Annotated in this window: 23 protein-coding genes; 6 read left to right on the top strand and 17 right to left on the bottom strand. The window is 39.9% G+C overall.

Annotation, left to right across the window (positions count from 1 at the left end):
- Nucleotides 1-213: 213 nt before the first annotated feature.
- From CGZ90_RS01535 to CGZ90_RS01545, 3 genes are all read right to left on the bottom strand, one after another.
- Nucleotides 214-735 carry a YfiT family bacillithiol transferase gene (locus CGZ90_RS01535; protein ID WP_094250572.1) on the bottom strand — a complete coding sequence of 174 codons (522 nt, stop codon included), beginning with the start codon at nucleotides 733-735 and terminating at the stop codon, nucleotides 214-216.
- Nucleotides 736-855: 120 nt separating this feature from the next.
- On the bottom strand, nucleotides 856-2193 hold the full coding sequence (locus tag CGZ90_RS01540; protein ID WP_094250573.1) for an MFS transporter: 1338 nt from the start codon (nucleotides 2191-2193) through the stop codon (nucleotides 856-858).
- A 244-nt stretch (nucleotides 2194-2437) separates the two neighbouring features.
- The gene (locus CGZ90_RS01545) at nucleotides 2438-2914 is read right to left on the bottom strand and encodes a GNAT family N-acetyltransferase (RefSeq protein WP_240515321.1); all 477 of its coding nucleotides are present in this window, start codon (nucleotides 2912-2914) and stop codon (nucleotides 2438-2440) included.
- A gap of 99 nt (nucleotides 2915-3013) precedes the next feature.
- On the opposite strand from CGZ90_RS01545, the gene CGZ90_RS20585 reads away from it, so the two are divergent.
- Nucleotides 3014-3190 carry a hypothetical protein gene (locus CGZ90_RS20585; protein WP_165766712.1) on the top strand — a complete coding sequence of 59 codons (177 nt, stop codon included), beginning with the start codon at nucleotides 3014-3016 and terminating at the stop codon, nucleotides 3188-3190.
- A 40-nt stretch (nucleotides 3191-3230) separates the two neighbouring features.
- Here the strand turns inward: CGZ90_RS20585 and CGZ90_RS01550 are convergent, their stop codons facing one another.
- From CGZ90_RS01550 to CGZ90_RS21190, 9 genes are all read right to left on the bottom strand, one after another.
- Nucleotides 3231-4343 (bottom strand): hypothetical protein, encoded by a 1113-nt coding sequence (locus CGZ90_RS01550; protein ID WP_094250574.1) that lies wholly within the window; start codon nucleotides 4341-4343, stop codon nucleotides 3231-3233.
- Nucleotides 4344-4898, bottom strand: a complete 555-nt coding sequence (locus tag CGZ90_RS01555) for a sigma-70 family RNA polymerase sigma factor (RefSeq protein WP_094250575.1) — start codon at nucleotides 4896-4898, stop codon at nucleotides 4344-4346.
- On the bottom strand, nucleotides 4898-5293 hold the full coding sequence (locus CGZ90_RS01560) for a hypothetical protein (RefSeq protein ID WP_094250576.1): 396 nt from the start codon (nucleotides 5291-5293) through the stop codon (nucleotides 4898-4900). Before CGZ90_RS01560 ends, CGZ90_RS01555 begins: the two co-directional genes overlap by 1 nt.
- Before the next feature lie 239 nt (nucleotides 5294-5532).
- The gene (locus tag CGZ90_RS01565; RefSeq protein WP_094250577.1) at nucleotides 5533-8403 is read right to left on the bottom strand and encodes an ATP-binding protein; all 2871 of its coding nucleotides are present in this window, start codon (nucleotides 8401-8403) and stop codon (nucleotides 5533-5535) included.
- The gene (locus CGZ90_RS01570) at nucleotides 8396-8761 is read right to left on the bottom strand and encodes a response regulator transcription factor (protein ID WP_094250578.1); all 366 of its coding nucleotides are present in this window, start codon (nucleotides 8759-8761) and stop codon (nucleotides 8396-8398) included. The genes CGZ90_RS01565 and CGZ90_RS01570 overlap by 8 nt, the downstream gene beginning before the upstream one ends.
- Before the next feature lie 3 nt (nucleotides 8762-8764).
- The gene (locus CGZ90_RS01575; protein ID WP_338032176.1) at nucleotides 8765-11881 is read right to left on the bottom strand and encodes a hypothetical protein; all 3117 of its coding nucleotides are present in this window, start codon (nucleotides 11879-11881) and stop codon (nucleotides 8765-8767) included.
- Between the two features lie 89 nt (nucleotides 11882-11970).
- Nucleotides 11971-13404: a glycosyltransferase family 2 protein gene (locus CGZ90_RS01580; RefSeq protein WP_094250580.1), complete on the bottom strand. Its 1434-nt coding sequence runs from the start codon at nucleotides 13402-13404 to the stop codon at nucleotides 11971-11973.
- Nucleotides 13385-14440: a HEAT repeat domain-containing protein gene (locus CGZ90_RS01585; RefSeq protein ID WP_094250581.1), complete on the bottom strand. Its 1056-nt coding sequence runs from the start codon at nucleotides 14438-14440 to the stop codon at nucleotides 13385-13387. Before CGZ90_RS01585 ends, CGZ90_RS01580 begins: the two co-directional genes overlap by 20 nt.
- Nucleotides 14440-16035, bottom strand: coding sequence for a GGDEF domain-containing response regulator (locus CGZ90_RS21190; protein ID WP_094250582.1), 1596 nt, complete (start codon nucleotides 16033-16035; stop codon nucleotides 14440-14442). Before CGZ90_RS21190 ends, CGZ90_RS01585 begins: the two co-directional genes overlap by 1 nt.
- A gap of 426 nt (nucleotides 16036-16461) precedes the next feature.
- Here CGZ90_RS21190 and CGZ90_RS01595 point away from each other — a divergent pair, with 426 nt between their 5' ends.
- The 4 genes from CGZ90_RS01595 (at nucleotide 16462) to CGZ90_RS20950 (ending at nucleotide 20956) form a co-directional block, all read left to right on the top strand.
- Nucleotides 16462-16977, top strand: a complete 516-nt coding sequence (locus tag CGZ90_RS01595; protein WP_094250583.1) for a chemotaxis protein CheW — start codon at nucleotides 16462-16464, stop codon at nucleotides 16975-16977.
- Entirely contained in the window at nucleotides 16955-18655 is a 1701-nt protein-coding gene (locus tag CGZ90_RS01600; protein WP_094250584.1) for a methyl-accepting chemotaxis protein, read from the top strand. Before CGZ90_RS01595 ends, CGZ90_RS01600 begins: the two co-directional genes overlap by 23 nt.
- Before the next feature lie 140 nt (nucleotides 18656-18795).
- A complete protein-coding gene (locus tag CGZ90_RS01605; protein WP_094250585.1) occupies nucleotides 18796-20211 on the top strand; it encodes a putative bifunctional diguanylate cyclase/phosphodiesterase in 1416 nt (471 codons plus the stop codon).
- An 85-nt stretch (nucleotides 20212-20296) separates the two neighbouring features.
- Entirely contained in the window at nucleotides 20297-20956 is a 660-nt protein-coding gene (locus tag CGZ90_RS20950) for a LuxR C-terminal-related transcriptional regulator (RefSeq protein ID WP_205727363.1), read from the top strand.
- Between the two features lie 122 nt (nucleotides 20957-21078).
- Here the strand turns inward: CGZ90_RS20950 and CGZ90_RS01615 are convergent, their stop codons facing one another.
- The 3 genes from CGZ90_RS01615 to CGZ90_RS01625 all read right to left on the bottom strand — a co-directional run bounded on the left by CGZ90_RS01615 (nucleotide 21079) and on the right by CGZ90_RS01625 (nucleotide 23558).
- A complete protein-coding gene (locus tag CGZ90_RS01615; RefSeq protein ID WP_240515322.1) occupies nucleotides 21079-21642 on the bottom strand; it encodes a nitroreductase family protein in 564 nt (187 codons plus the stop codon).
- A gap of 14 nt (nucleotides 21643-21656) precedes the next feature.
- Nucleotides 21657-22850: an alanyl-tRNA editing protein gene (locus tag CGZ90_RS01620; protein ID WP_094250587.1), complete on the bottom strand. Its 1194-nt coding sequence runs from the start codon at nucleotides 22848-22850 to the stop codon at nucleotides 21657-21659.
- A gap of 258 nt (nucleotides 22851-23108) precedes the next feature.
- A complete protein-coding gene (locus CGZ90_RS01625) occupies nucleotides 23109-23558 on the bottom strand; it encodes a DUF6376 family protein (protein ID WP_094250588.1) in 450 nt (149 codons plus the stop codon).
- A 132-nt stretch (nucleotides 23559-23690) separates the two neighbouring features.
- Between CGZ90_RS01625 and CGZ90_RS01630 the strand changes: the two genes are divergently transcribed.
- Complete coding sequence (locus CGZ90_RS01630) at nucleotides 23691-25532, top strand: terpene cyclase/mutase family protein (protein WP_094250589.1); 1842 nt, start codon at nucleotides 23691-23693, stop codon at nucleotides 25530-25532.
- Nucleotides 25533-25577: 45 nt separating this feature from the next.
- On the opposite strand, the gene CGZ90_RS01635 is transcribed toward CGZ90_RS01630, so the two are convergent.
- Nucleotides 25578-26297 (bottom strand): YebC/PmpR family DNA-binding transcriptional regulator, encoded by a 720-nt coding sequence (locus tag CGZ90_RS01635; protein WP_094250590.1) that lies wholly within the window; start codon nucleotides 26295-26297, stop codon nucleotides 25578-25580.
- Nucleotides 26298-26378: 81 nt separating this feature from the next.
- Entirely contained in the window at nucleotides 26379-26513 is a 135-nt protein-coding gene (locus tag CGZ90_RS21195) for a hypothetical protein (RefSeq protein WP_276206743.1), read from the bottom strand.
- Between the last annotated feature and the right edge of the window lie 6 nt (nucleotides 26514-26519).

Raw genomic sequence — 26519 nt, forward strand, 5'->3', positions numbered from 1 at the left:
TAAGACAAAGTTCCTCGTAAAGTTTACAAAATCCTCCAATTATTGGCTCGTTTTGATAAACTTGATTCTATAGTAATAGAAGAATTTAAAAGATTTTGGTAGATTAAGTGCCTATTTTACTAATTCTGTCAGTAATTGGAAAAAGCCTTTCTTATGTTTGTGTTCAAACACAGAAAGGCTGCTTTTTTTTATTATTTAATGAATGAAAAATTGTTACCAGTTCAACCGCGCCCGCAATTCAGTAATATGTGCGATATGATGGCGGCTGTGCCAGGCATATATGCCAATAGCAGTTCTAAGCTTAATGGAACCTTTATCAGGGTGAACGAATGTTCTAATAAGATCGGCAGGTTCCAAAGTGCGCAGAAGTATGCTCCACCGGTCATGCAGAGCCTCCAGCAATGATATTGAAACAGTTATGGGTGACTGATAGTCTGAAAGCATCGCCCATTCACTTTCTTCGTAGTCTTTAATCAAAGGACTGTTTTCTGTTAGTGCTAGTTTAAAGCGAATCACACCGTTTAAGTGGCTGTCAGGAAGATGATGAACAACCTGCCGAACTGTCCATCCGCCTGGACGATAGGCTGTATCCAGCTGCTCATCGTTTAAGCCTTTTACTGCCTCTTTTAGCTTTTCAGGTGCTTCTTCTATCTCTTTTATCCATTCATTAACCATATCAGGTGTAGCTTCCGTATCATTACTGAATTGACCGACAGGATATTGCAAATCATTCATTATCCTTCACTCCTTATTCTTTTCATTAGTACTGAGTTCTTTTGCTAGAATCGGAATCCTTTTTTCTCTTAAGAATAAAGACAAAATCCTCCAAAGTATGGAGGACTTTTTATGAGAGTTTTAAATTTTACGCTTTGCAGTGTTTGTGTAATCTGAGTTGTTCAGTTCCAGTTCAATATGGGACGTTTTCGATGACTCACCCATGCGCCAGTAAGTAATGAAGCTGACGGCAATACAGCCAGCAACATAATAGTAAAAGAGAGACTCAACACCGAGGCTTTTCAGCCATAATGCGATGAATTCAGCCGTGCCGCCAAATATGGCAACAGTAAGGGCATATGGAAATCCTACTCCAAGAGCACGTATAGCTGTCGGGAACAGCTCAGCTTTTACGATGGCGTTGATTGAAGTATATCCTGTAACGATAATGAGTCCAATCATCATCAATAAGAAGGCTGCAGCGGGACTATTTGTATTTTCCATAAACATAAACAATGGAACGGTCAGCAGTGTTCCTAAAATTCCAAAAGTCATTAGTAGCGGCCGTCTGCCGATCCGGTCTGACAGCATGCCCGCAAGCGGCTGAATGACTACAAAAATGAGTAAAGCGAAAAAGTTAATCCAGCTGACGGTTTCTTTCTCAAAACCAACCGTGTTAACCATGAATTTCTGCAGATATGTTGTGTATGTATAAAATGCTACCGTGCCGCCGAGAGTCAGTCCGACTACGGTCAAAACAGCTTTTGGATGCTTCATTAATGCTTTCATTGTTCCAGCACTTGTTTTGGACTTTTCATCCATCTTCTTAAACTGCTCAGATTCATCCATCGAGCGGCGAAGCCATAGTACTGCTAGTGCCCCCATTGCTCCTATAATAAAAGGAATTCGCCATCCCCAAGACATCATGTCTGCTTCACTCAATACTTGCTGAAGTATGATCTGAACTCCTAAAGCCACGAGCTGTCCGGCTACAAGTGTTACATATTGAAAACTCGAGAAAAATCCGCGGCGTCCGCTGCTTGCCATCTCGGATAGATAGGTTGCAGATGTGCCATATTCCCCTCCGAGTGACAGGCCTTGCAGCAGCCTAGCCAAAACAAGAATGATGGGTGCCAATATTCCGATCGTTCCATATCCTGGTGTACAGGCTATGATTAGCGAACCTCCCGCCATAATTGTGATGGAAAGCGTGAGTGCTGCTCTTCGACCGTGCCGGTCGGCATAGCGGCCCATGAGAAGGCTTCCAATCGGCCTCATTAAAAACCCGACTGCGAAGATCGCAGCTGTATTCAGCAGCTGGCTGGTAGGATCCCCTTTTGGGAAGAACTGTGATGAAAAATAGATCGCAAATGCAGAATAGACGTACCAGTCGTACCATTCAATCAGATTTCCAACTGACCCTTTAAAAATGTTGCCGGTAATGCGCCGGGTGCTGGCGCGGTCTGTGTTAGCTGCCATGAGGTGTCCTCCTTATCATCTTCAAAAAACAGTGAAATCTGCTTTTAGTTGCATGTTCCCGTCTTGCTGGCTAGCTTAAACCAGATATGTTATAGATCCAATTAATTTTTCCCTGTCCTCCTTTTAAAATAGTATTTCTACCTTATCCAATCCTGCCTCATTTCTCTACCGTGAAAAGTATGAAATATATCAATTGATTTTTTGGGACTTTGTTATGATTTTTTAATAGAATTAAATTTTTACACTATACATTCTTGCTCATGATCAGCTGTTCTCCGATACTGCCCATCTTCCTTCTTCCCGTATCTTGAAATCCCGACTTTATATAGAGCTTTTGCGCAGGTATATTTCTTTTGTTCACAGCTAAAACAATTTCGTTGCATGATGGAAATTGGTTCAATGTCAAGAGACGAAGCTGCTTCAGCCCATCAGATGCATATCCCTTTCCCTGTTCAGGATAATTAATAGAGAATGCTGTCAGCAGCATGCCATCTGAGTTATCTGTGTATTCTTGTACACGGGAACTAGAGTGAAGCACGAAAAATCCTACAGGCTGTTCTTCACATGCAATAACGATCGGATGCTTTTCGTTTGTTGCTTCCAGCATGTCAGATGGCAGCGCGGTAAACTGCAGCTGTTCCTCAGGTAAATAGAAATCCCTTAATCCTGCAAAGTATTTTGAAGAGTAAAGCTTCAGCTCAGTTTTCATTTTATTTGCCATATTAACCTTCCTTCAAATAATGTTATTTGTTTAAAAATAGATGTGTGCTTAGTATGATATGGTATATATTGTATCAAATCTTCCTAAAGGGGGTTCTTAATGGGTACTGCTGAATGGATTATATTTGGGGGCGGTGTGTTATCTTTAATCGGTTGGGTATGGTATTATGCTGCACTAGGAAAAAGGATATCTGCTGAGGAAAAGAAAGCGGGCCGCGATTTAACGTATGAAATGAATCCGTATACAGGTTCTGCAAAAGATAGCAAACAAGAATAAAAGCACGCATTAGGCGTGCTTTTAACGTATATTCAATGTTTTATTGCAGTGGAAGAAATGAGATATTCCAAATGCCATCTTCGTCCTTTACCATTGTGAACCCTGAAGGTGCCTCTGCGTCAGGATCTGCCATATATTCAATATGAGCGGTTATATTGTCTTCATGGCTGATAAATTTGCCTTTTTCAATGTTTTTAAATGCGTTAAAAGCATTCTCTGGTGTGAACCTATGGCTAGAAGGGAGTTTTTCATATTCTTCTTTTGACATGTGTATATAGTTTTTTCGGTCTGTGTAAAGCGCATAGACGACATCGAATTCCTGAGCGATGTTTGCCTGTGCATAAAATTTAGCGATGCTGATTGGGTCAAGATCTCTCAGCAGATTTTCGTCCAAACTTTTTCTGAACGCCTCATATACCTCTTTTTCTTTATCACTGAACGTCTTGTATTGCTCGCTTGCATAATCCTCAATTATTTCATCTTTTTTCTCTGCAGCTTCGTGAAGCTTTTTAGTTGCCATTCCATTTTTATCCCAAGAGGTCATATACACTTCTCCATCATATGCATAATTGGATGTGGCCCATTGAACTTTCCCTTCTTTCGTGAAGCCGATAAATAGCTGCACACCGATGTTCCGCTTCAGCAAATTTTCTTCATCAATGATGGATGAATCCATTTTCTTTTCAAGAGAAGGGTCGTTGACGAGTAAATTATAGCCGATTCTTTTCACCGATCCATTTTCGCTGTCCGAATTATCGAGAATCACAAAATTTTTGCCAAACAGGCGATGCACTTCAGTTTCTGAGAGTCCCAGCTTCATTTTGCTTTCAATATAAGCGACTTTTTCATTTATCTCATTTTCACTGATGTGATGAGGAGGTGCCTCAATATTCGTTTGTTTCTTATTATGAGAACTCTGAGTGTTTTCTTTCACGCCGGTATAATCCATCATTATGAAAAGAGTGAACAAGAATAGAGATGCTAACACCGTTCCGCTTAGCAGTTTAGGAAACCATGAAGAGGGCCTCGGTGTCCTTGTCTCCTCCATCTCTATCAATTTGATTATTTGGCACCTTTCTCGTAGTGAGAAGACAGGATCCGCACTAATGCTGTTTTCAAACTCTTGTTTCATGTCATTAAGCAGTCGGTCCATTTATAATCCTCCTTTACTGCGAAGTTTGGATTCAAGGATGTTTTTTGCACGCCTTAGCCTTGATTTTAAGGTGTTAACATTCATTTCTAAGGCAGCGGAAGCTTCTTCCATTGTCAAATCTTTAAAGTAGTACAGGACAATCACTTCCCGATATTTAATAGGCAACTGTAAAATAAGCTTGCTCACCATTTGTTTCTGTTCGGAGTATAAATAGACGGTTTCAGGAGAATCTTCCGTTTCGTTTGAAAAAATAATGTCCGTGATGACCGTTCTTTTGTAATGCCAGCTTCTCACGTAATCTTTGCATTTGTTTATGGCAATCCTGTAGATCCAGGTTTTTATATTTGATTGTTCTCGGAATGAATCTAAATTTTTATAAACACTCAAGAAAATCTCTTGTGCAATATCCTCTGACTGCGCCCAGTTTTTTGTGTACGTAAATACAAGCCTCTTTATTTCTTCGCCATATTCATCCATTAGAAGATGCAGCATGTCTGATTTGCTCTGCGGGAAACCATCATATTTTTCAGCAGACTTCGCCATTATCACATCCATCACACTCCTCTTTTATTCAGGTTTTTGAACAGGAGAAGGGAAAGGCTTAGAAGGCTCGTCATAACTGCGGAAATGATGCTGAGAAGAAACAAGTCATCCGCATACTCATCAATTTTGAAACCGATGCTCAGCGGCTGTCTGTCTTCTTTTCCGGTGAAGTATAAAGAATGATCGATTACAATATCCGTGATCCCCCATATCCAGAAAAGCATAAAACCGAGCCAAGGTATCAGCACCGTATTCCTGGTAACAGCTGGAACAGATAATCCACGGCTTAGAGAAACGGCAGTAAAGGCACTGGCCAAGGCGATAAATATAGCTTCGTTCAATTCCACATACAAAGAACGTGTGAAACCTAGGAATAAAGCGAGAAAAATTGATAAAACCACGGTCATGATTATTCCTCCAAAATTTAATAAGAAACGTTTCTTCACCTATTAGACGGCCTGCTCTTCAAGATAGGTGCATTTTTCAAAAGAAATGTTAAAGATGGTAATTTCACATATTGAGTGCGTTGATATGTTCAGTTTCGGTATTTTTCTGCAGTCCTTCTCTAAATATCGGTCTCTTTCCTGTCTTTTCGCACAAAAAAGCTGACTCCCTATTATCAGGAGTCAGCATGAGGAAGACTTGATTATTTTTGACCATCATAAATAGGTATAAGTACTCGGCCATCCATGTTATGTTCATTGATTATCTTGAGAATGTTAGCAGTCAGCTGGCTCAGCTGGTATGGTTTAACTAAATAGCCAGCCGCTCCAAGATCAATACCTTTCTCTTTCTCATCTAATGCAGATGAAATAATTATAGGAATATCGCTTGTTTCAATCTGCAGTTTTAACTTTTTCAGTACGTCCCACCCGTTCATTTTCCCATCAAGCATTATATCCAGGATGACAGCCTGTGGAAGGCATTCTTTTACAGCCTCAGCAGCTTGCTCTCCTGTATTGAAATGAGCGATATGAAAACCATGAGATACGAGTTCTTCAGATAAAAGAGCGGCTAGGTGCCGGTCGTCTTCAACGATAACAATATCAATCTTTCGTTTCTTTGTTTCGCTGAGAGACGCATTTACATATATATCCTCAACCGTTGGAAAAGCTACTGTAAAGGTGCTGCCTTTTCCTAATAAAGATTGTACAGAGATGCTGCCGTTGTGAGACTTTACAATCTCCATTACGATGGCAAGCCCAAGTCCGGTACCGCCAATTTTTCTGCGATCAGAGTTGTCCACTCTATAGAATTTTTCAAACAAGCTGCTGATAGCTTCGTTGGGAATACCAAGACCTTCATCCTCAATATCTACAAACAAATGCTTTTCATCATCATAGATGTTAACGATTATGTTACCCCCCTCAGGTGAATATTTCACTGCGTTGCTTATCAAGTTCATAAAGATTTGCGAAAGCTTGTCACGATCTCCGTATATTGTAAGCCTGTCAGTTTTGAGATTAATAGAAAACGTATGTCGAGCGGCATTGACGCGTTGAATATCGATAACATCTTCAATGATGGGCACAATCGTGTGATATTTCTTGTCATACGTCAGTCTGCCGCTCTCCATTTTTTGTACATCTAAAAAATCGTTAATAAGTGCTGTCAGTCTGTAAGCTTCTTGGTGAATGGTCGTTAAATATTTTTTTTGCCTTTCAGGTTTTAATTCTCTAGTGAGCATCAGTTCAGTAAATCCTAATACACTTGATAGTGGTGTCCGAAGTTCATGGCTGACCGTTGTTACAAATTCTGATTTCATCCTATCGACTTCATATTGTTTCGTAATATCACGGTAAACTAAGACAGTTCCTCGTTGTTCCTCATTACTAGCAAGATATTCAGAATAAATCTGTATGATTTTTGTGTCTTTGCTGTTGACCTCGAAAATAAAGGATGATCCTTCATTATTTTTTCCGTGAACAGCATTGTTTATAAAATCAGCCAGATCTTGGCCATCCTCCACGGCTTTTTTTAGTGTATTTGTCCATGCGCCAAGTGTAAGTCCGTTCAGCTGGTGAGGCAAAGAGCAATCCATAAGCTCACAAAACTTTTGATTTACCTGTACGATCGTCCCATCTGAATCAACAAGCTGAACACCTTCTTGTATACTGTCGAGCACATTTTGCATAGTGATGCGCTGCTCTTCACTGCGAGTATACAAATTTTGTTTTTCAATCGAAAGAGCAATCTGTCTGCTCAGATTTTCATATTCGGCAATCTCATTATTTGAGTAAGATGACCCGATGCGTGTTAGAACGACTACAGCGATAAGCTTTTGCTGTCCTGTATATACAGGGATATATAAGTCTCCGCATGTATATTCCTCTGTAACATATCCTTGTTCATCACTGTTGCTCTTTCGGATAACCTGTTGTGAAGCCATGCATTCCTGAATCCTTGCAAGTAAGCCTGAATTTTTGAAAGATCTTCTGAAATGATCAATTTCTAATTCGGACAATCCAGTTGAAGAGAGCTGATTTTTCTCAGGAAGCCAGATCAGCCCTTTATTCGAATGTGTTAGCTCTGTCATATTGCTAATCATACTTTTTAATAGCTCAGACTGTTCAATAATATTAGAAATAGAATGAAGAAAAGAATTCAGCCTGAGAAGCTTTCTCTCGTTTTCCTCTGTTTTTTTCAGCGAATATCGAAGTCTTTCCTGTTGAGAACTAAGTTCATCCTGCTGAGCAGCCAGTTCTTCGTTTTGAGCTGTCAGTTCCTGCTCATTCTGCCTGATGCTTCTGATCATTTTTTCAAAAGAAACCGAAAGGACACCGATTTCATCCAAACGATTTGTAAAAGGCACACTGTCTACGAATTCCCCTCTTGTGATTCTGGAAGCAACATGAGAAAGCTCGCGAAGGGGGCTTCCAAAGTTTCGGATCATTAATCGGATAAGGAAAATAAAGACAGTAACCATAAGCGAGATGAAAGAAAAGTAGATGATCTGGCTTTTGTCTATTTTTTCTTCCTTCTTCTCATAGGCTTTTTCAATATCTTCTTGAACATTTGCTTCAAACAGATCAAGACGGTTTAAGATAAGGTTTACTTTTTCAGTTCCGCCGTCTTGCTGTGACATCTTGATGATATCTGCAACTTGATCATTTTTACGGTACTCAATAGCTTTAGGAAGCAGTGTATTTAAGTAATCTTCGTTAAAATTCTGTACTTCTCTTATAAGTGTTTTATCTTTAGGTTCTTTGTACGTCTTTTCAAACAAGGCGACACTGGATTTAATATTTGCTTTATTCACGTCAATCCGTTTAAGGAAATCATCCTGTTTAAAAGCAAAATAACCTCGTCCGTCGAATAATACTTCGTTTAAATCTTCCTTCAGCTTTGTCACGTTGTTCAGTTTAGTAGTCTGGTATGAAATCTCTTTGTCTAATGAATTTGTGAGCTGAACATGATAGATTCGTAATGACACTGCTCCTGCTACAAGCAGAAAGACAAAGATAAAATTGATCAATATTACCTTTCGCGCCAGACTTTTCCTAAAGTATTCAATCATGAAGGATATCCTCGATTGTTTCAATAAGCTGCTGCGGGCTAAAAGGCTTTGTCATAAAATAATCCGCACCAGTTTTCATGACTAAATCACGGTCATCCTGTTGATTCTTTGCGGACAAAATCATCATTTTCAAATCAATCTTGTTAAGGGATTTCCTTGTTTTCTCCACCACTTCAAGGCCGGTCATCCGTGGCATCATGAAATCTAATATAACGAGGTCATAATCGTTATTCTGCAGGAGTTCAAACGCTTCGACGCCATCATTGGCTTCATCGATCTCATACCCTTCATCCTCTAGAGTGTCTCTGATAAGCATCATCAATATCTCTTCATCTTCTGCCAAAAGGATCTTTGCCATGTATTACTCCTCATTAATATTTATATTTTTAAACGTTTTCTGCAGCTTAAAATAAGATTGTTTCAGTCTTTCTTCAAATAAGGGTTTATCCCACTCGCCCCACATGTAGTTAATTCCTTCTTTTAAAGGAAGGATTCCGGATTTAGCTTTAGGAAGGGCATCCATAAGAGCCCCTTGCTGATCTGTCGTGTATACGGCCGCACGAATTCCTTCCGATCTCACGCTGGCAGCTAAGCCATCACTCCATAGGTTGCCTGTAACTTCATGCAAGCTCGGATCCTTCACGCCGAGAAGCAGCCATGGAATTCTTATTTCAAGTGTTCCTTCCTTTTCATTCACGCTCACATCACTCAGAGAATTGTAGCTTTCTGAGAAAGGATTTCCGTTACCAAACTGAAGCTTGCCTGTTTCGAATGACTGAAAAGGAATCACTTCTTTCGTGTCCGGTATCACCAGTTCCTTGTTTAACGCCATAAGAAGCGGGTGATAAACGCCGTTATTTTTTACGGAAGCGTAATCCTTTTCCGGAATCATTTTCAGTTCATGACCGTACATGTAATAAAAGGAGTCATAGTAGCTGTCAACAAGAACACGTGAATCCTTATCGTTAGACAGGTTAATTGAAAACTCAGCCCCTGTATCAGCATGAATAGCACCGTCTGGCGAATTCATTTGGCCTTGTCCTGGCAACGTGTCCAGCAGGATACCTGTTTGTAAGTTTTCTTTTTTTACGGGATGTTTATAATCAATTCTCATGTAAAAATATCTCGTGTCACTTGCAGCAAAAACAGATTTTAGATTTTTGCCAGAGTTAGACTGATATAACGGCTTCTCGCCGTTCCAGTCATCTTTCATCCCATCAACTTTTATGCTTTTCCCCGCTGGGTCGAAGCTTAGCAAACCGAACTGCTGCTCATTAGTCTGAGCGTTTGACCAGAAAGGGCGGCGGTCTGGATTATCAAAATCCATTGTGTTCCAGGTTCTTTTAAACCATTCATCCTGCCACGTGAATACCATTCCTCCAGCCATCTTTTCCTGAACAATATCTTCAAATAGTCTTGTATCCATATTGCCTTGTTCTTTTTCTGAATGGTGGCCTTGATCAAGGCCATACACGTTTTCATGAGTGATGCCCCTTGAACTCGGTACGCCAAACTCTGCTACAAGGAGCGGCATGCTGTGCACTTGTTTCATATCATTCAAATAGCCGGCATAGTTATTTTTTTCACCTCGATGATCAATATAATCGAGGTATTTCTTTTCATAGTTTAGAAAATCCGGATAGTAAGGATAAATATGATAAGAAGCGAAATATCCAGATTTGAATGTGTTTTTAGGCTTTATAACATTCGGATTGACAGAAACCATGTCTTCCTTATCGAACGGCTCTGCCGGGTGTTTTAAAATATCAGTTGTTACCCAGTTCACATGGCTGACAGCATGCTGCCACTGATACGTTTCTGTCTCATATTTTGTTGTATAATCCATCATGCCAGCCAGCCAGTTTTCAAAAGGTGAAGCAGCCGAAGCTGAAAAATAGGTCCCTTTGTAATCTGCTGTGCGATCATGCTTTTCATTCGTGTTCGCCACAACTTCGGGATCCCACTCTACACCTAAAATATAGCCAAGCAGGTATTTCGAAATATTATGATTGTACTGTCCTCCGGCATGTCCGGCCTTCTTCTCTATCGTTGCTTGCCCGTTTATGATATCCACGACATTTTGAATTTCATTTTTAAATGTTTCCGAGACTTCTGATGAATAGACATCTTGCTTTTTCTTCAATTCATCTTCATTTACCCAGACACCGTGAAAAAGGAATAAAGGTTCTGCTGCTGTTTGATTGTACTCATAAAAGGCTTCATAAAAGGCTGGAGGATGGATGGTATACACCCTTATGGCGTTTGCATTCATTCCACCAATCTGCTTGAACCATCGGTAATATTCATCTTTCGTGATTGCTGTTTCCCCAGGGAACGTACCCGGTTTAGCGATACCCATGTTAACCCCTTTAATGAGAAAGTTTTCCCATTTGCCGTTCTTCATTACTTGAAGGTAATCGCCTTTTGCACGGGCATTGACATGGATCTCATTTTCTTTATGAATTTCAACTGATTCCTTTTCCTTCGTTGCAGTGTCTTTTTTATCCAATACGGCCTTTAAAAGAGGCAGGTAAACCTTCCAGTAAAACGAACTGCCATGTCCGTCATCCAGCATGAACTTTTCTTTAATCCAACTGATCCCCCAAGTTTGATAAAGATCAGGCAACTCTTCCCTATCGGCATAGTCACCCGCAAAATAGTACGATTCATACTTGACGTTGCGGTGGTTAATGATGGCTGGGAACTTTTCTGTTAAACCATAGTGCTTCAGTTTATCTTTTCCGGATGAAGTAAGACTGAGTGTATATTCTGCAATAGTTTCGTTTTTATTAGCTGGTTCAATAATGTCGAACCAATAATGATAAGGTACAGAGCCTTCTAGTCCGAAATGCTGTTTACTCTTTGCATTAAATGAAAATTGGACACCTTTTTCTTTGATATCTTTATCACGCAAGACAATTATCTCTCCATTTTCATGAATAAAAAGAAGGCCGCTTCCTTTCATCGTCCATTTCTTTCCATTTCTCTGCTCGTAATTACTTTTTATCCAAGCAGGAACTTCTTCATCAGATAAATCTTGAAACTGCCTGCCAATCCACCCCGTCCACTTGACATTTAGCAGGTCAGAGATTTCTTCTCTTGCTTCTTTGCTTGTTGGAGTAGCAAACGCGTTAAATTCTGCGATCAGTTTTGTTTGTCCTTTAAAAAGCAATTTGCGAATATGCTGGACGTCTTTTGTTGTCAGACCACCCTTTACCTCAGGTTTTCCTTGTTTATTGACCGTCTCGATTCCATAACTGTCTGCAATATATAAGTAATCAGGCAAATCCTCTTTACTTTGGCCTTTGATATCAGGAACCTGTTTAACAAAATCAGTTGAGTGCTTGTAGCTTTGCCCATCGGTCTTTTTTATCTTTTCATGATTCAATGCCCATACAAGCCCCTTATGTTCTCGGGTTGAATCGTTTTTAATCGTTTTGTCTAATATGAGTACTTCGACCTTTTTTTCTTGTTTCACATACCAAATCCAAAAAGGGGAGGTAAAAGCTGCGAGAATTAGTAATATATAAACTAAAAAAAATCGAGGACGATTAAATATAAATTTCTTCATTGTTCCAGTCCTCCGGAAATACCTTTTCTTTTCATTTCTCCCCATCCTTTTCTGCCTGTGACCGCATGGATAAGTCCCTCGCACCGCCACAATACGGTTAGAGGCCTGTACCAGATGGTTTCTGTAAGAGAGTAAATAAATAATGTAACGATATCTTTTACTGCTGGATATTTTCTCAAGCTCCATTCTTCAAGTATCACCGCTCCCATGGAAGAGATAGCACTGTATAGTATGGAAAGGAGAAAGAAAAGAATGGCCATTTCTGTATAGATTCCTCCAAGAAAAAAAGAAAGCAGCACAAAAAGATAGCCGCATAATTCGACTACTGGCCCTGCTAGCTCTATCAGCCAAAAATATGGAAGTGAGATCATGCCGATCGAACCATACTTTGGGTTTAAAAGCATCTTTTTATGAATCCATAAACTTTCAAACAAGCCCCTATGCCAGCGGCTCCTCTGTCTCCGTAAATAGGTCGCAGACTCGGGGGCTTCTGTCCAGCAAACAGGATCTGGAACGTAAACAATTTTTTTGTCTGTTTTTCTATCTTTAATCAGCCTTTGAAGCCTTACAACAAGTTCCATGTCTTCTCCGACCGTATCCCTTTTATATCCGCCGGCATCGATGACCCATTTTTTTGAAAAAACACCGAAAGCACCGGATATGATTAAAAGCCAGTTATATCGGCTCAAGCCGATTCTGCCCATAAGGAATGCCCGCAAATATTCAATCACCTGCATAATGACAATAGGGTTTTTTGACAACCCTATTTTTTCGATTTGTCCTTCATGGATGGAGCATCCATTGGCTACCCTAATGCTTCCTCCCGAGGCAATAATCGATTCATCAGAATCTATGATCGGCTTCATAACTTTTAAAAACGCATCTCTTTCAAGGACAGAATCTCCGTCCAGTGAGCAGAAGTAAGGATAGGTTGATACATTTAATCCTGCGTTCAAAGCATCTGCTTTGCCGCCATTGAATTTATCAACAAGCCAAAGATTTGGTGATGTGGAAGATTGATAGATCCCTTTTACTCTTTCTGTAGCAAGTTTAGTTTGAAGGGCCTTTTTTACTGGTGTCATGTGAAAATATTCAATCACGCTCTCTGCTGTCCGGTCATTAGAACCGTCATTGACAACGATAATTTCATATTCTGGATAGTTAATGCTTAGTAGTGATCGGATGCTTCCTTTAATGCCCAGCTCTTCGTTAAATGCAGGAACGATAATTGATACAGGCTTCGTATAGCTTGAATCCATATAGTCCTCGTATTTTTCAAGATCGTCTACCTTCTCCTCACGCTTTAGCTGAAATGCAGATAAAAAGAACAATAGTCCATAAAACAAAACCACAAAAGTCATATAAATCAAGATGAACAAGCCAAATCCATATACGATGGACAGCCAAACCTCACTCAAATGCAATGTCATGATTCTCCCCCCTTTCCAACCATTCAATTGCCATATCGCGAGCAAAAGGATCCTTACTCAAAGTGCTTACTTGACGGAGTCTGTCCTTTCCTTCTGAATAAGACAAATATGATTGAGCAGACTGAGACCGGACAAGCCAGCTAGTGTCTTCTATTAGTTCGTCCAGCATGTCAAGACCGCCGTGGATGCGGGTCTTACCGATCACTTTAGCCGCCATCATCCGCTCTTCCCATTGAGGGGATCGTGCAAATTGTTGTAGAGAAGAAGTATCTGATAAATAGCTGATTTCTCCAATCGCCTTCATGGCTCTTATGCGAATCTCAAATGTGCTAGAAGTAAGCAATTGTTCAAGAAAAAAAAGGTTATCTAAGTCTTTCCGGATACCGATCATATCGATTAAACCAAGCTGAAGGTTCAGCGGATAGTCTGCAAAATGAATGGTGTTTTCTCGGAAAAATTCTTCATCCATCCGGTTCAAAACACTTCTGAACTCCAATATTGAAAAAGAAAGCTGACTATTTTTCAAAAATGTGTGAATGTCTTGATCACTGCTGTTTGCAAGGCAGCGAAAAATGATCAGCTTCTCCTCTTTCGTTACTTTTTCATCGTGAAGCATCTGTTTTAAAATGTGCTTTAATGAATGCATTTGAAAACTGTCAATCTTGTAAAGCACGTTGATTCGTTTGCTAAATCGTTTATTTTGCAAATCTCGTTTAAACTGCCTATTAAAAATTTCATCTGCAAGAACAGTGATCCGTCTTTTTGTCTCGCCTTGCACTACTGCTGAATACTCACTTAAACTTCTTTCCAGTGCGGCAGACTGAACAGAATTTTGTGGGATTAAAAGATGAGATTCAGTTTGATAATGCAAATATTGATATAAAGGTCCATTGATCCTTACCTTATACTCATTAATGCGTTTCTCAAGAGCCATCTCCATCATCTTTTTTATTACCAAATATATAAACATAATGGTCAAAGTCGAGATTAATAGAATAGAAGTAATGGCAAGAACCATAATTTCTAATGAAAACATTATCTCATCCTCTGAAGAAGAATTTTAATTCTCGCTTCAAGCTCTCGGATGCTGAAAGGCTTTGTCATATAATCATCAGCACCTAAACTAAGTGCCCTGACAATATCTGACTCAGCTTTTCTTCCTGTCAGCATGAGCACTGTATAGCGTGTGCTGTCCCGGTAGCTTCGCAGCTTTTGCAATACTTCTGTACCATCCATTTTAGGCAGTACGCCGTCAAGTATGATGAGATATTGATCTGCAGTATCATGCCAATGATCATGAAAGAAAACTAGACCGTTTTCAAAAGCTTTCACATCAAGGTCATACTGATCTACCTCTAAGCTGCTCATGAAATTTTGGAGCATCTTCCTCATCACATCAGAGTCATCTATGAGGGCGACCTTTAATTTCCTCTTCTTATCCAGCTGTTCGAAAGCCACCTCAAATCTGGCTCTCCCTTTCTCTTTTGCTGAATAAAGTGCACTATCTGCTTTTTTTAGTGCATCTTCTAATCTCACTGAACCATCTGTTTCGTATATGCCGGCTGAGAACGTAACAAAAAATGTTTCTTCATCACAGCTGAATAAAGATTCAGAAAAATGCTGCAGCAGGCTTCCTATTATTTTTTCAGCAGCACCGGCTTTTGTATAAGGAAGAATGAGAATGAATTCTTCACCTCCGAACCGGATGATAACATCCTGAGAAGACAGCTCATTCTTAAGCATAGATGCAAATTCTTTTAACACTTTGTCGCCTGTTAAATGGCCATATGTATCATTGATTTTCTTAAAATGATCTAAATCTATCATAATAAGTGAAAAAAACGCATGGTTTCTAACATGCTCTAAACAGATTCTCTGATATACATCAAGCAGAAACTTTCGATTGTACACTGTTGTGAGCTCATCCTTTAAAAGCGACTCATTGAACTGTTTTCTCTTCTTCAACTGCCTGCTGATCCGTACAAATAATTCATCTATCTCAACTGGTTTAACAATAAAATCATCAGCACCTAGCTGATAGCTCTTCATGCGTTCAAGCTTTTCATTGCTGGAACTCAATATAATGAAAGGGACAAGCTGGCTGCTCAGTGAGTCCTGAACTTGAGTAATAAATTCCATGGCATAGCTGTTATTAGCTATTACACAATCAGGGTGTAAATCGTAAAACAAAGAGAATGCTTTATCTATTGTAGAAGTGACGATTACTGCCCAACCCTCTTTTTCAAGTTCTGCTTTTAAATAAATAAGGAAAGAAACGTCTTCATCTATGATTAAAATCAATGGTTGATCATCAGCGATATCGAACGAATCCCCGTTTTTATCAGCTTTCATATTCTTTTGAAGAAGCGTATGGATGGGAGATAGAAATTCATAAAGCTTGCTTGTTTCCCAAAATTCGCTCTCTCTGTCTGTTGATAATAATTTAATCAGCTTAGCAGAACACTCGGAAAGCTCTGGCATGTTTATTGTTCCAGCTGTCCCAAACAAGGTATGCAAAAATTTATAAACATCGCTAGAGTGTACAGGCTTATCGGATTCTTTCCAGATAGCAAGCTGTCCTGACGTTTTTTCAGCAAGCAATAATTGATAATGGTTTTTCTTTTTGTTCATTTGTAAACTCCTGTCGTAAGCTGTCTGAATTTGCCTTTAACTTAATAGTAATTCCTATTCCGAACTTTGCAATATCTTTAGTACAAAAATCATAAATTACTCATTTTCAATTGTTTTATATCCTTCAAAAATAAGGCAGGCTTTAATAAAACCGTATAATATAAGATTCCATAAAAAAAGAGCACATTTTCATGTCAATGAAAAATTGCTCCCGATTCCGATTCAAATGAAATAGTTTATCTTTATACGATGAAAATAGCTTAATAGATAGATATTTCACCGATTTATGATATTTCGTTTAGTAAATTTTAACCTTTTTAATTATTTAAGTGAATAAACGATTAATAAAGACGATATCACTATCGGATAGGAAATTAGACTTACTTTAACATTTGTTTTCTATCCTAAAATCAGGAAAAAAGGGTGATGAAATTGAAAGATGCTTTTGACGAGTTTAAAGCTGTCGCTTTTAAAATCGGCAGTGAGGAATATGCCTTCCATATTGAACAAGTTATCTCGATTGAAAAGCCTCAACCTATTACCGCGGTTCCCGGCATGCCTGAACATGTATTGGGAATCATCAATTTACGAGGGAACATTACACCCATCATCAACCTTTCATCCATATTTTTTTCCGGATCTTCATCTCCAAACAGCCTTTCTCAGCGATACATTGTTGTTAAATACTCCGAAAAGCCAATAGGGCTCGTCGTAGATGAAGCGACAGATGTATTAGATATACCGGTAGATACCATCCAGAAAGACACCCTCTCTGATCAACATTCAAATCCCTATTTAATCGGTATTTCAAATCTAGGTAAACGCCTTCTTATTCTTATTGATGTCAATCAATTACTTTCCTCATTATCACCTATGCTCCACGATTTTTCTGAAAATAAAATTTTAGGGAGTGTAGAACATGAAACTCAATATTCGAACTAAACTTGTCTCAAGCTTTTCTGTCGTTTTGGCCTTATTAATCACAATCAGTGCTGTTTCTTACTTGAGCATGGGAAGAATGGGAGATAAAGCTGAAGAGATAGATGAAATATGGACACCAAGCTTAGTTTATCTTGGTGTAATGAACGGAAATAATTCCGACATTCAGCGCATCCTTTTAAAGCTGATACTGACTGAAGAAGCTTCTGAAGAAACAAGGTTAGATAGTCGTATTACAGAGACGGTAACCGAACTAATGAAGAACAAAGAAGCATACTACAAATTAATACAGTCTGATAATGAACGGCAAATTTATGAAGCCTTCAACCGGGACATTCTCGCTTACATAGAAGGTGTACCTCCCGTTCTGCAAGCCAAGCAGGAAGATAATATTACTCTCGCCAACAAACGCCAGCTCGAACTCCATCCTCTTTGGGAAAAAGCAAATGATAATTTAGGAAAACTTATTACAATTAATCAAAAAGGTGCTGCTGCTGCGGCACAGGATTCCGTTGACATTTATCACTCTTCTTCCTTATTGGTCATTGTCGTTTCCATTTTTTCTGTATTGTTAGGAATTGGTGTCGCCCTTTACATTTCAAACTTGATCTCAAAACCCCTTCTTCAAATATCGCAGTCAGCACTTGCCATTTCAGAGGGCGATTTAACAGGCGATGTTATCACAGTGAAAAATCGAGACGAAATTGGAAGTTTGGCGGATTCGTTTAATTTGATGAAACAAAACTTAATTCAGCTTCTTTCTCAGATCAAAAATAGTTCTGAGCTGGTGGCTGCAAGTTCTGAAGAACTTCTCGCGAGTGCTGAACAAAACAGCCAGGCAACACAGATGATCGCTGGAAGCATTCAGGAAGTGGCAAGCGGGTCAGATACACAGGTAAAAAGTGTGGATCAAAGTGCAGTTGTTATAAATGAAATGAGTGCTGGAGTACAGCAAATAGCATCTAGTGCACAAACCGTTTCCTTAACTTCAAATGAATCTCTTACTCTTGCTAAAGAAGGCAACCAATCGATGGAAGAGATGGCAAAACAGATGGAGACGATCAACCAATCTATTCAGCAGGCTGGACAAGCGATTAAAAGCCTTGGTAAACGTTCACTTGAAATTGATCAAATCGTTGAAGTGATTACCGGGATCTCTTCTCAAACGAATCTCTTAGCGTTAAATGCAGCGATTGAGGCGGCTCGTGCTGGTGAACACGGAAGAGGATTTGCTGTAGTAGCTGACGAGGTACGGAAGCTTGCTGAACAATCTGCAAGTTCCGCTCAGCAAATCAGCCAGCTAATCAGTTCCATCCAGTTGGACACGAATGAAGCGGTGCAGTCAATGGAGCTGGGAAACAAGGAACTCAGCCTAGGAATAAAGCTTGCCGAGTTCTCAGGAGAGTCATTCAGGAAGATACTTTCTTCAATAGAAACTGTTTCGCAGCAGGTGCATGAGATTTCTTCATCGTCTGAGCAGATTGCTGCAGGAACAGAACAAGTAGTTAAATCTATTGATCATGTATCTCAGCTTGCACTCACTTCTTCATCTGGTGCCCAAAATGTTTCTGCAGCAACAGAAGAACAGCTCGCATCGATGGAGGAAATAGCTTCTTCCGCGAACTCTCTCTCCATGATGGCAGAAGAAATGCAAGAAGCGGCAGGGCAATTCAAGGTTTAAAAAATTGTATTGAAATTTCCTATGTGGGAATGTGTCCCGTTATTGGAGATAATCTCACCCCGCGCCACAAATCGTTTACCATGCATACAACGGAAAAACAAGGGCTGGAAAAGGTCATTTTTTTAAAAATGAGGTGAAACATGAATAAAAAACAGACTGTTCAGCTTCCTGCTATTATTCCTGCACAATCAACAGAAGTGCATCTGAGCATGTATGCACTGTACCTTCAAATTAAAAAGCTTGAAAGCAAGCTTGATTATTTAGCCTTTTATGATGAGATCACCCTTCTGCCAAATCACAAATATTTTAAGAAAGAACTTACCTTTGCCTTAATTAACGCTGAAAGAAACCACCAAAAGCTTGCTGTCGTTAAGATTGGCATCGACCGATTTAAAATTATTAACGACACATTAGGATTCTTGCATGGAGATTCGCTTTTAAAAGAAACAGCCCATCGTCTGTTGTCTCTCAAATATTCAGCTAAATCCATTTCAAGGATGAACGGAGATGAGTTTCTCTTATATTTAGAAGATGCTGATGATCTCGCTATTGAAGAATTTTGTAAAAGGATTATGAATCTGTTCAAACTTCCCTTTTCTATTGATGGACATGAGCTGTTTGTGAGTGTGAGCATCGGGGCAAGTGTTTATCCTTATGCAGGGCATAACGTGCATAATTTAATAAAGACTGCAGATATTGCTATGAGCCGAGTGAAGGAAGAAGGTAAAAACAATTATAAAATCTATCATGGCATGCTGAATAAATTTTCAGGACAGCAGCTGACATTCGAAAATGAGTTGCGTCATGCACTTGATAGAAACGAATTCTCTCTTGTTTACCAGCCGCAATGGTCGGTTCACGAAAATGAGGTGGTCGGTGTTGAAGCATTGCTCCGATGGAAGCACCCTAAATTAGGCTATATTTCACCAGCAGACTTTATTCCCCTTGCTGAGAAGCTTGGTTTGATCATTTCAATTGGAGAATGGGTACTGCACGAAGCTTGCCGGCAAAATAAAGAATGGCAGGATGCTGGTTTGCCGCCATTTCGCTGCTCTGTTAATGTTTCAATTGCGCAGCTCCTTCATACACAGTTCACCCAAACCCTGACGAGAGTATTGAAAAAAACAAAGCTTGATCCATGTTATCTTGAATTGGAAATCACTGAAAGCATCGCTATCGTTAAGGAAGATTATATATTGAAAATACTAAATAATATTAAACAGATGGGCATGTACATTGCTATTGATGATTTTGGAACAGGCTATTCATCGCTAAAATATATTACTCAATTTCCTATTAACCGGATAAAAATCGATCAGTCATTCATACATGACCACACAACTGTCAATCAGGCGATTATCAAAGCCATCATCACGATGGCACACAGCATGAATTTAAACGTACTTGCAGAAGGAGTTGAAACAAAGGAACAGCTTGAGTTTCTTGCATCCCAAGGCTGTAATGAAATTCAGGGATATTATATTTGCCATCCGCTCCCTCACGATCAAGCAGGAAAGCTATTGCAAAATTTTTCTCCTTTTACACATTATATGTAAATCATATAATCAGCATAATAACCGCGCATATATCTCTTACCTATCACACTATATATTCAGCAATAATTTATCAAAGGAGCGCATTATGATAAACATATTATTAATAGACGATGAAATTATTTTTAAAGACTCGCTTCAGTACTTGCTGTTTCAAGAAATTAACAACCTTTCGGTAACATCCATCGAAAGCCACTCCAACCATCCACTATATAAAGAGACAGAAGATATTGACATAGCATTTGTCGATATAGGGCTGAAACATGATAAGCTAACAGACGTGTTGCAGCATTTTCAGGAGCGGAGAATTAGGACCGTGCTGTTCGTCTCTTGCATCAATCAGCAAAAGACACAGCTGTTAGAGGCACTTACTTTTAAAGTGGATGGCGTCCTTCTGAAAAATACGGAACCAGAGTCAATACGCTCACAAGTAAAACTACTCTTAAATGGAAAGCGTTTTATGCCACAATCTGTAGCTTTTCTTTTATTAGAAGAATACGCCGCGCTTAACGAGCCGGCAACTGCCGCTAAACCGCCGCTGACCTTATTATCAAACCGTGAATGGGAAGTGCTAGAAAACCTGTCAAAAGGAATGAGCAATAGAGAAATTTCTTTATCCCTTTTTTTAAGTGAAAACACAGTAAAAAATCATGTATCAACATTATTAAAAAAATTGGGAGTTAAAGACCGGACATCGGCAGTTATCACGGCCTATCAGCAAGGGTGGACATTAGTGCATAAATCTTAATAACAGAATAAAAGTATTGCTATGAAAACATAAAAGCACGATGAAATGTTACTTTCATCGTGCTTTTACTGTTGACGAGAACGGTAGCTTAGTCCAAGATGGTAACCGCATGAAGCTGACTCCTATGTTTCCATCCATACTGTGTATGTCTCATAACTGTTCTTCTTAACATCTTTAGCTTCATTTTCAGGATAACCTATATAGAGAAAAGCGACCATCTCGCTGCTTTGCGGCAGTTTAAAAAAGTCTTTAACTTTTGGATGATAAGCCGCAGCACCCGTACGCCATATTGCTCCAAGTCCAAGATCATGGGCAGTGAGAAGCATGTTCTGCACGGCACAGCAAACAGCTGCGTATTCTTCTTTTATTAAAACATTTTTCCGGTCACTATGAACCGCTGCAACAGCGATGATTACGGGAGCCCTCAGCGGCATCTTTTTTGCCCGCCCTGGATTTGATAAAGAGTTTGGATTTGATGAAGCAATCTCTGCAAGCACTTCACCTAAGCGTAAGCGGCTGTCTCCAGTCAGGACAAAAAAACGCCATGGCTCTGTTCGGTAATGGCTGGGAGCGCTGGCTCCTGCTGTTAGAATTTTTTCAATCATTTCTTTTGGCACTGGTTCATCTTTGACTATGCCAATGCTCCTTCTTGTAGTTATGCTGTTGAAGGTATTGATTAAAATCACTCCCTTCCTTCTTTTTACATTATGCTCTCTCGTTCTGATTGATTAACATACTGTGCAAGATAATCGCAAAACAACCGCATATCTTCTATAGAATTAAACGCCGCCTGCGCTGAACGGTCGCTGCCTCCTCCCCGTCCATGATACCGGCTTAAATGTTCTTTCAAAAATCCTCCACAAGAAAACGTATGGTTTTTTCCAGAAGATAACACAATTTTTTTCTCATTCATTGACGCAAAAAGTACCAGCTCGTCATGTTTTGCAGTGATACGGTTCGCAAGAATAATCAAATCCTTTACAGGCTTGTTTTCAAACACACGGCTGATATAATTCCCCTCTTTTTGAGATAGAAGCTCTTCTGCCAAGTAAGAATCATTTTGTTCCTTTAATAAATCCATCTGCTTCTCCTGCTCCTGAAGACTTTTCTCTAATTTTTCAATCCGATCCAAGATCTCGCTTCGCCCAGTATTAAATTTTGCAGATAGCTCTGTTAGGATTTGCAGACTGGTTTCATAATCAGCAAGCGCTCGAGAACCGCACTTAAAATAGATTCTCGTTGCTCCCTTTTGTTTTTCTGTTTTATACAGCTTGATGAGTCCAAGCTCTCCGGTTCTTGCCAGATGCGTACCTCCGCATGCATTGTATTCAATTCCTTCGATTTCAACTATCCGGATATTTTCAATCACACTTGGCATCTTTGCGACAGGCAGACTCTTGAGTTCAGCTTCGTTTACAAAATAACTTTTAATAAGTCGATTTTGATAAATTTCCTTGTTCACGATGTTCTCAATTTCAGCTAGTTCAGCTGCACTGATATCTGGCTTATCCACGTCAATAGTCACATCATCTGTACCCATGTGAAAGCTCAGTGTCTGCGCTCCTGCCTTGCTTCGGCAAACAGCGGATAACAGATGCTGTCCTGTATGCTGCTGCATGTGGTCGAACCTTTTATCCCAATCTATTTGGCAGTGTACGTCCTCAGTTTCTGGAAATGATTCGATCTGGTGAAAGATAACATCATTTTCCCGGAAAACATCCAGAACCTCTATTCCATTAATAATGCCTTTATCACAGGGCTGTCCTCCGCCATGAGGGTAAAACGCTGTCTCTTCCAATACGATGTAGTTTTTGCCGTTTCTTTCAAATCTGCTGATAATCTTAGTTTCCCACTTGGTTATGTAAGAAGATGAATAAAATAGTTTGTTTTTCATATGGTCCATTCCTTTTTCAGTAATTTTCCTTATTTTATATCAATCAGCGAAAAAAAGCCTGCTTAACCCGTTGCACCAACATAAGAAAAGTAAAGCGGGGGTACGGTACCACAATCAAAAAACCTGCTGCAAAGGGCTCCCATTTCACCGGGTGCCGTACCCCCGAAAATATTGTCCCAAAACCCCAAAAAACAAGCTCCAAATATCACGGATAATGGAGAAAAGACCGGTTCTCTATCGGAACCGGTCTTCTTACATTTACTCCCCTATCTTTTTAATTTGGTCCAGCAAGTCAGTATACTGTGCGATTTCGTCAGTCAATCCTGTCTGTTTTAACAAGTCAGGACTAATCTCGCCATTTTTTACGTTTTCGAGGTACGTGTCGATTCCTTTTTCGAACGACTGATTATGTTCAATTACTTGGCTATGGATATCTTCAAACATAGATGGCGGTGTCAAATCATTAAAATCATTGATGTCAGATTTCATATCATTCAGTTTTTGCTCTAAATCGGCTGCGGCATTTTTATCTGAAACAGCTTTTTCAGCCAATGCAGGAACTTCATTGGCGAATGTCTGCACTTCATTTACGAAATCTGTAGCTTTCGGCACATATTCAATTCCGTTTTTTACATCTGATACAGCCTGGCATCCCATAAGCAATAGCGAAAAAATCAGTAAGAAACTAAATACTTGTATCTTTTTCATAAATAACCTCCAGTGTTTTTTCTCTCCATTACTTACGAACGTGTATGAAAAAGGTTCCCCAATTATAAATTAGCAACGAGCTGTCAAGTGCCATAAACTATATTGCTGTTCTTTTTCAAGGAGGAATTGCATATGGATTGGTTCGATTCTGTTGTACCCGAAATATATAAACGCTGCAGACATTTGATGAACTTGCAGGATGAAGATGGGTCTTGGAAGTTTTGTTTTGAGAATTCTTTAATGACAGATGCTTACATGATCATTTTGCTGCGTACATTAGATTATGAAGATGAAAATTTCATCTCCCTTCTTGCAGACAGGCTCATGTGCATGCAGGAAACGGATGGAACGTGGAAGGTTTATCCTGATCAGCGATCTGGGCATTTAACATCCACTATTGAGGCCTATATAGCCTTGCTATATTCAGGAAAGGTCCAGAAAGATTCCCCGTTGATGCAAAAAGCAAGTCAATTTATCAAAAAAAATGGCGGACTGAAGAGTGCCGGGCTGCTTTCAAAAGTGTTTTTTGCATGCAATGGACTCTATCCATGGCCAGAACAAGAGATAAATACATCCATGCTCTTTCGCCTTTTCCGTGCAGTTAATATTAGCTTTTATGATTTCAGCAGCTATGCAAGGTCACACTTTTCTCCAGCCTTTCTAGCTATGTCTCGCAAGTTCAGCTTAACGAGCAAATGGACTCCAAATTTATCACACTTAAAAAACGATGATAAGATGACTTCGTTCTGGGACGAGGTGGAACTTGATCGTTTAGTTAAGACAGAAACGCAAATGTCAGCAGAAGATGAATTTTTCAAAGAATATATTCTGGCCCGCATCGAACGTGATGGGACTCTTTTAAGCTATGCAAGCACTACCTTTCTCATGATTTATGGACTCATGTCAATCGGCTATAGAAAGGAATCACCCATCATTAAGCGAGCGGTCAACGGGCTCTATTCTCTAAAGTTCGTTACACCAAATGGAGTTCATATTCAAAATTCTCCTTCTACTGTATGGGATACTTCCCTCGTCACTTATGCACTTCTTTCTGCAGGTATTCCGTTAAACCATCCTGTAATGATCAAATCCTATGATTATATCATGCGAAAACAACATACTAAATATGGCGATTGGGAGATTCATAATTCCTATGCTGAGCCAGGAGGATGGGGTTTTTCCAGCAGCAACAGCATTCACCCTGATGTCGATGATACACAGGCCGCTTTGAGAACGATGAAATGCTATTCATTAAATGGAAAACATTGTTATAATACGTATTTAAAGGGGAAAGAATGGCTGTTATCCATGCAGAACAGCGATGGCGGATGGGCAGCGTTTGAAAAGAACACAAATAAAAAATGGCTGAAGCTGCTGCCGATTGAAAATGCGGGCGATGCACTGACTGACCCGTCTACCGCTGACCTGACTGGACGGACTCTCGAATATTTAGGCAGTTTTGAGAGGATGGACTGTAACTTCCCTTCCGTCGAGAGAGCTGTATCTTGGCTGCGGCGGAAACAGAACATGGATGGGAGCTGGTATGGCAGGTGGGGAGTTTGTTACATTTATGGGACTTGGGCAGCTGTTACAGGAATGGCCGCAGTTGGAGTACCATTAGAAGAACGGTGTATAAGAAAGGCGGCAAAGTGGCTGCTGGAGAGACAGAATGTTGATGGAGGATGGGGAGAATCCTGTCTTAGTGACGAGATGAAACAATACGTTCCCTTGTCACGCAGTACCATAACACAGACCGCTTGGGCACTTGATGCGCTTATATCGGTTTATTCGTATCCGACTAAAGAAATAAATTTGGGAATGGAATATTTATTAAAATCTTCAAGTGAGACAGCATTTAGCCAAACTTACCCTGCTGGAGCGGGTCTGCCAGGTAATTTTTATGTCTTTTACCACAGCTATCCGCATGTATGGCCATTGCTCACACTAAGTCACTTTTATAAAAAGTATCGCTGATTCTAAAAGAGACCTTCCCCGTTCTAGAGGGAGGTCTCAAAATAGTTATTCTCCTAAATCAACGTTATGGTACACTTGCTGAACATCCTCAAGATCTTCTAGCGCATCGATCAGCTTTTCAAACTGCAACTGTGCATCTTCCGGCAGGTTTATTTCACTTTGTGCGAGCATGGTAAGCTCAGCAACAGTAAAGTCAGTGATTCCAGCTTCTTTAAATGCCTCTTGAACAGCATGGAACTGGTCAGGTTCAGCATATACGATCACGGAATCTTCTTCTTCTATCACGTCACGCACATCAAGATCCGCTTCCATAAGAAGTTCGAGCACTTCATCGGCTGATTTTTCTTCAACGCCGAAGACTGCTGTCGCATCAAACATAAACGAGACAGAACCGCTCACACCGAGATTTCCGCCGTTCTTTTTAAAAGCAGCGCGTACTTCTGCAACAGTACGGTTTACATTATTAGTCAGTGCATCAATAATGAGCATGGACCCGTTCGGCCCGAAACCTTCGTAACGCAGCTCATCGTATATTTCCTCTGATCCACCCTTTGCCTTTTCAATAGCACGGTCTATGATCGTTCTTGGCACGCTGTAAGTTTTTGCACGCTCAATTACCATTCTCAGCTGCTGATTCGTTTCAGGATCAGGATCGCCCTGCTTAGCTGCTACATAAAGCTCGCGCCCAAATTTTGCGTAAATCCGGCTAGTGTTGGCGTCCTTTGAAGCCTTTTTCTCTTTAATGTTGTTCCACTTACGGCCCATTATTTCCACTCACTTTCTGAACAATATCCATCTTCTTCACTTGACTATTATACATTACCAAAACTATTGCTCCAATGACTTCTATTCGTTTTCTTTCATTTCTTTGCTGCAATTGAAACAGCAAACTTTTCCGTTTTCTGCAACTCCGTTCAAAAAACCGTCAAGGCAGAAGACCTCTTTTCCGCATATCCAGCAATTTCCTACTAGCTCCTTCATGGCAGT

The sequence above is a fragment of the Fictibacillus aquaticus genome, assembly GCF_002245695.1.
Taxonomy (GTDB): domain Bacteria; phylum Bacillota; class Bacilli; order Bacillales; family Fictibacillaceae; genus Fictibacillus; species Fictibacillus aquaticus.

Coding starts and splice junctions, on each gene's coding strand:
- CGZ90_RS01570 (WP_094250578.1), bottom strand. CDS start 8,761: ATGGCAAAGATCCTTTTGGCAGAAGATGAAGAGATATTGATGATGCTT.
- CGZ90_RS21190 (WP_094250582.1), bottom strand. CDS start 16,035: ATGAACAAAAAGAAAAACCATTATCAATTATTGCTTGCTGAAAAAACG.
- CGZ90_RS21195 (WP_276206743.1), bottom strand. CDS start 26,513: ATGAAGGAGCTAGTAGGAAATTGCTGGATATGCGGAAAAGAGGTCTTC.
- CGZ90_RS01630 (WP_094250589.1), top strand. CDS start 23,691: ATGGATTGGTTCGATTCTGTTGTACCCGAAATATATAAACGCTGCAGA.
- CGZ90_RS01560 (WP_094250576.1), bottom strand. CDS start 5,293: ATGACCGTGGTTTTATCAATTTTTCTCGCTTTATTCCTAGGTTTCACA.
- CGZ90_RS01600 (WP_094250584.1), top strand. CDS start 16,955: ATGAAACTCAATATTCGAACTAAACTTGTCTCAAGCTTTTCTGTCGTT.
- CGZ90_RS01635 (WP_094250590.1), bottom strand. CDS start 26,297: ATGGGCCGTAAGTGGAACAACATTAAAGAGAAAAAGGCTTCAAAGGAC.
- CGZ90_RS01565 (WP_094250577.1), bottom strand. CDS start 8,403: ATGATTGAATACTTTAGGAAAAGTCTGGCGCGAAAGGTAATATTGATC.
- CGZ90_RS01535 (WP_094250572.1), bottom strand. CDS start 735: ATGAATGATTTGCAATATCCTGTCGGTCAATTCAGTAATGATACGGAA.
- CGZ90_RS20950 (WP_205727363.1), top strand. CDS start 20,297: ATGATAAACATATTATTAATAGACGATGAAATTATTTTTAAAGACTCG.
- CGZ90_RS01580 (WP_094250580.1), bottom strand. CDS start 13,404: ATGACATTGCATTTGAGTGAGGTTTGGCTGTCCATCGTATATGGATTT.
- CGZ90_RS20585 (WP_165766712.1), top strand. CDS start 3,014: ATGGGTACTGCTGAATGGATTATATTTGGGGGCGGTGTGTTATCTTTA.
- CGZ90_RS01550 (WP_094250574.1), bottom strand. CDS start 4,343: ATGGACCGACTGCTTAATGACATGAAACAAGAGTTTGAAAACAGCATT.
- CGZ90_RS01595 (WP_094250583.1), top strand. CDS start 16,462: ATGAAATTGAAAGATGCTTTTGACGAGTTTAAAGCTGTCGCTTTTAAA.
- CGZ90_RS01605 (WP_094250585.1), top strand. CDS start 18,796: ATGAATAAAAAACAGACTGTTCAGCTTCCTGCTATTATTCCTGCACAA.
- CGZ90_RS01545 (WP_240515321.1), bottom strand. CDS start 2,914: ATGGCAAATAAAATGAAAACTGAGCTGAAGCTTTACTCTTCAAAATAC.
- CGZ90_RS01620 (WP_094250587.1), bottom strand. CDS start 22,850: ATGAAAAACAAACTATTTTATTCATCTTCTTACATAACCAAGTGGGAA.
- CGZ90_RS01585 (WP_094250581.1), bottom strand. CDS start 14,440: ATGTTTTCATTAGAAATTATGGTTCTTGCCATTACTTCTATTCTATTA.
- CGZ90_RS01540 (WP_094250573.1), bottom strand. CDS start 2,193: ATGGCAGCTAACACAGACCGCGCCAGCACCCGGCGCATTACCGGCAAC.
- CGZ90_RS01625 (WP_094250588.1), bottom strand. CDS start 23,558: ATGAAAAAGATACAAGTATTTAGTTTCTTACTGATTTTTTCGCTATTG.
- CGZ90_RS01555 (WP_094250575.1), bottom strand. CDS start 4,898: ATGGATGTGATAATGGCGAAGTCTGCTGAAAAATATGATGGTTTCCCG.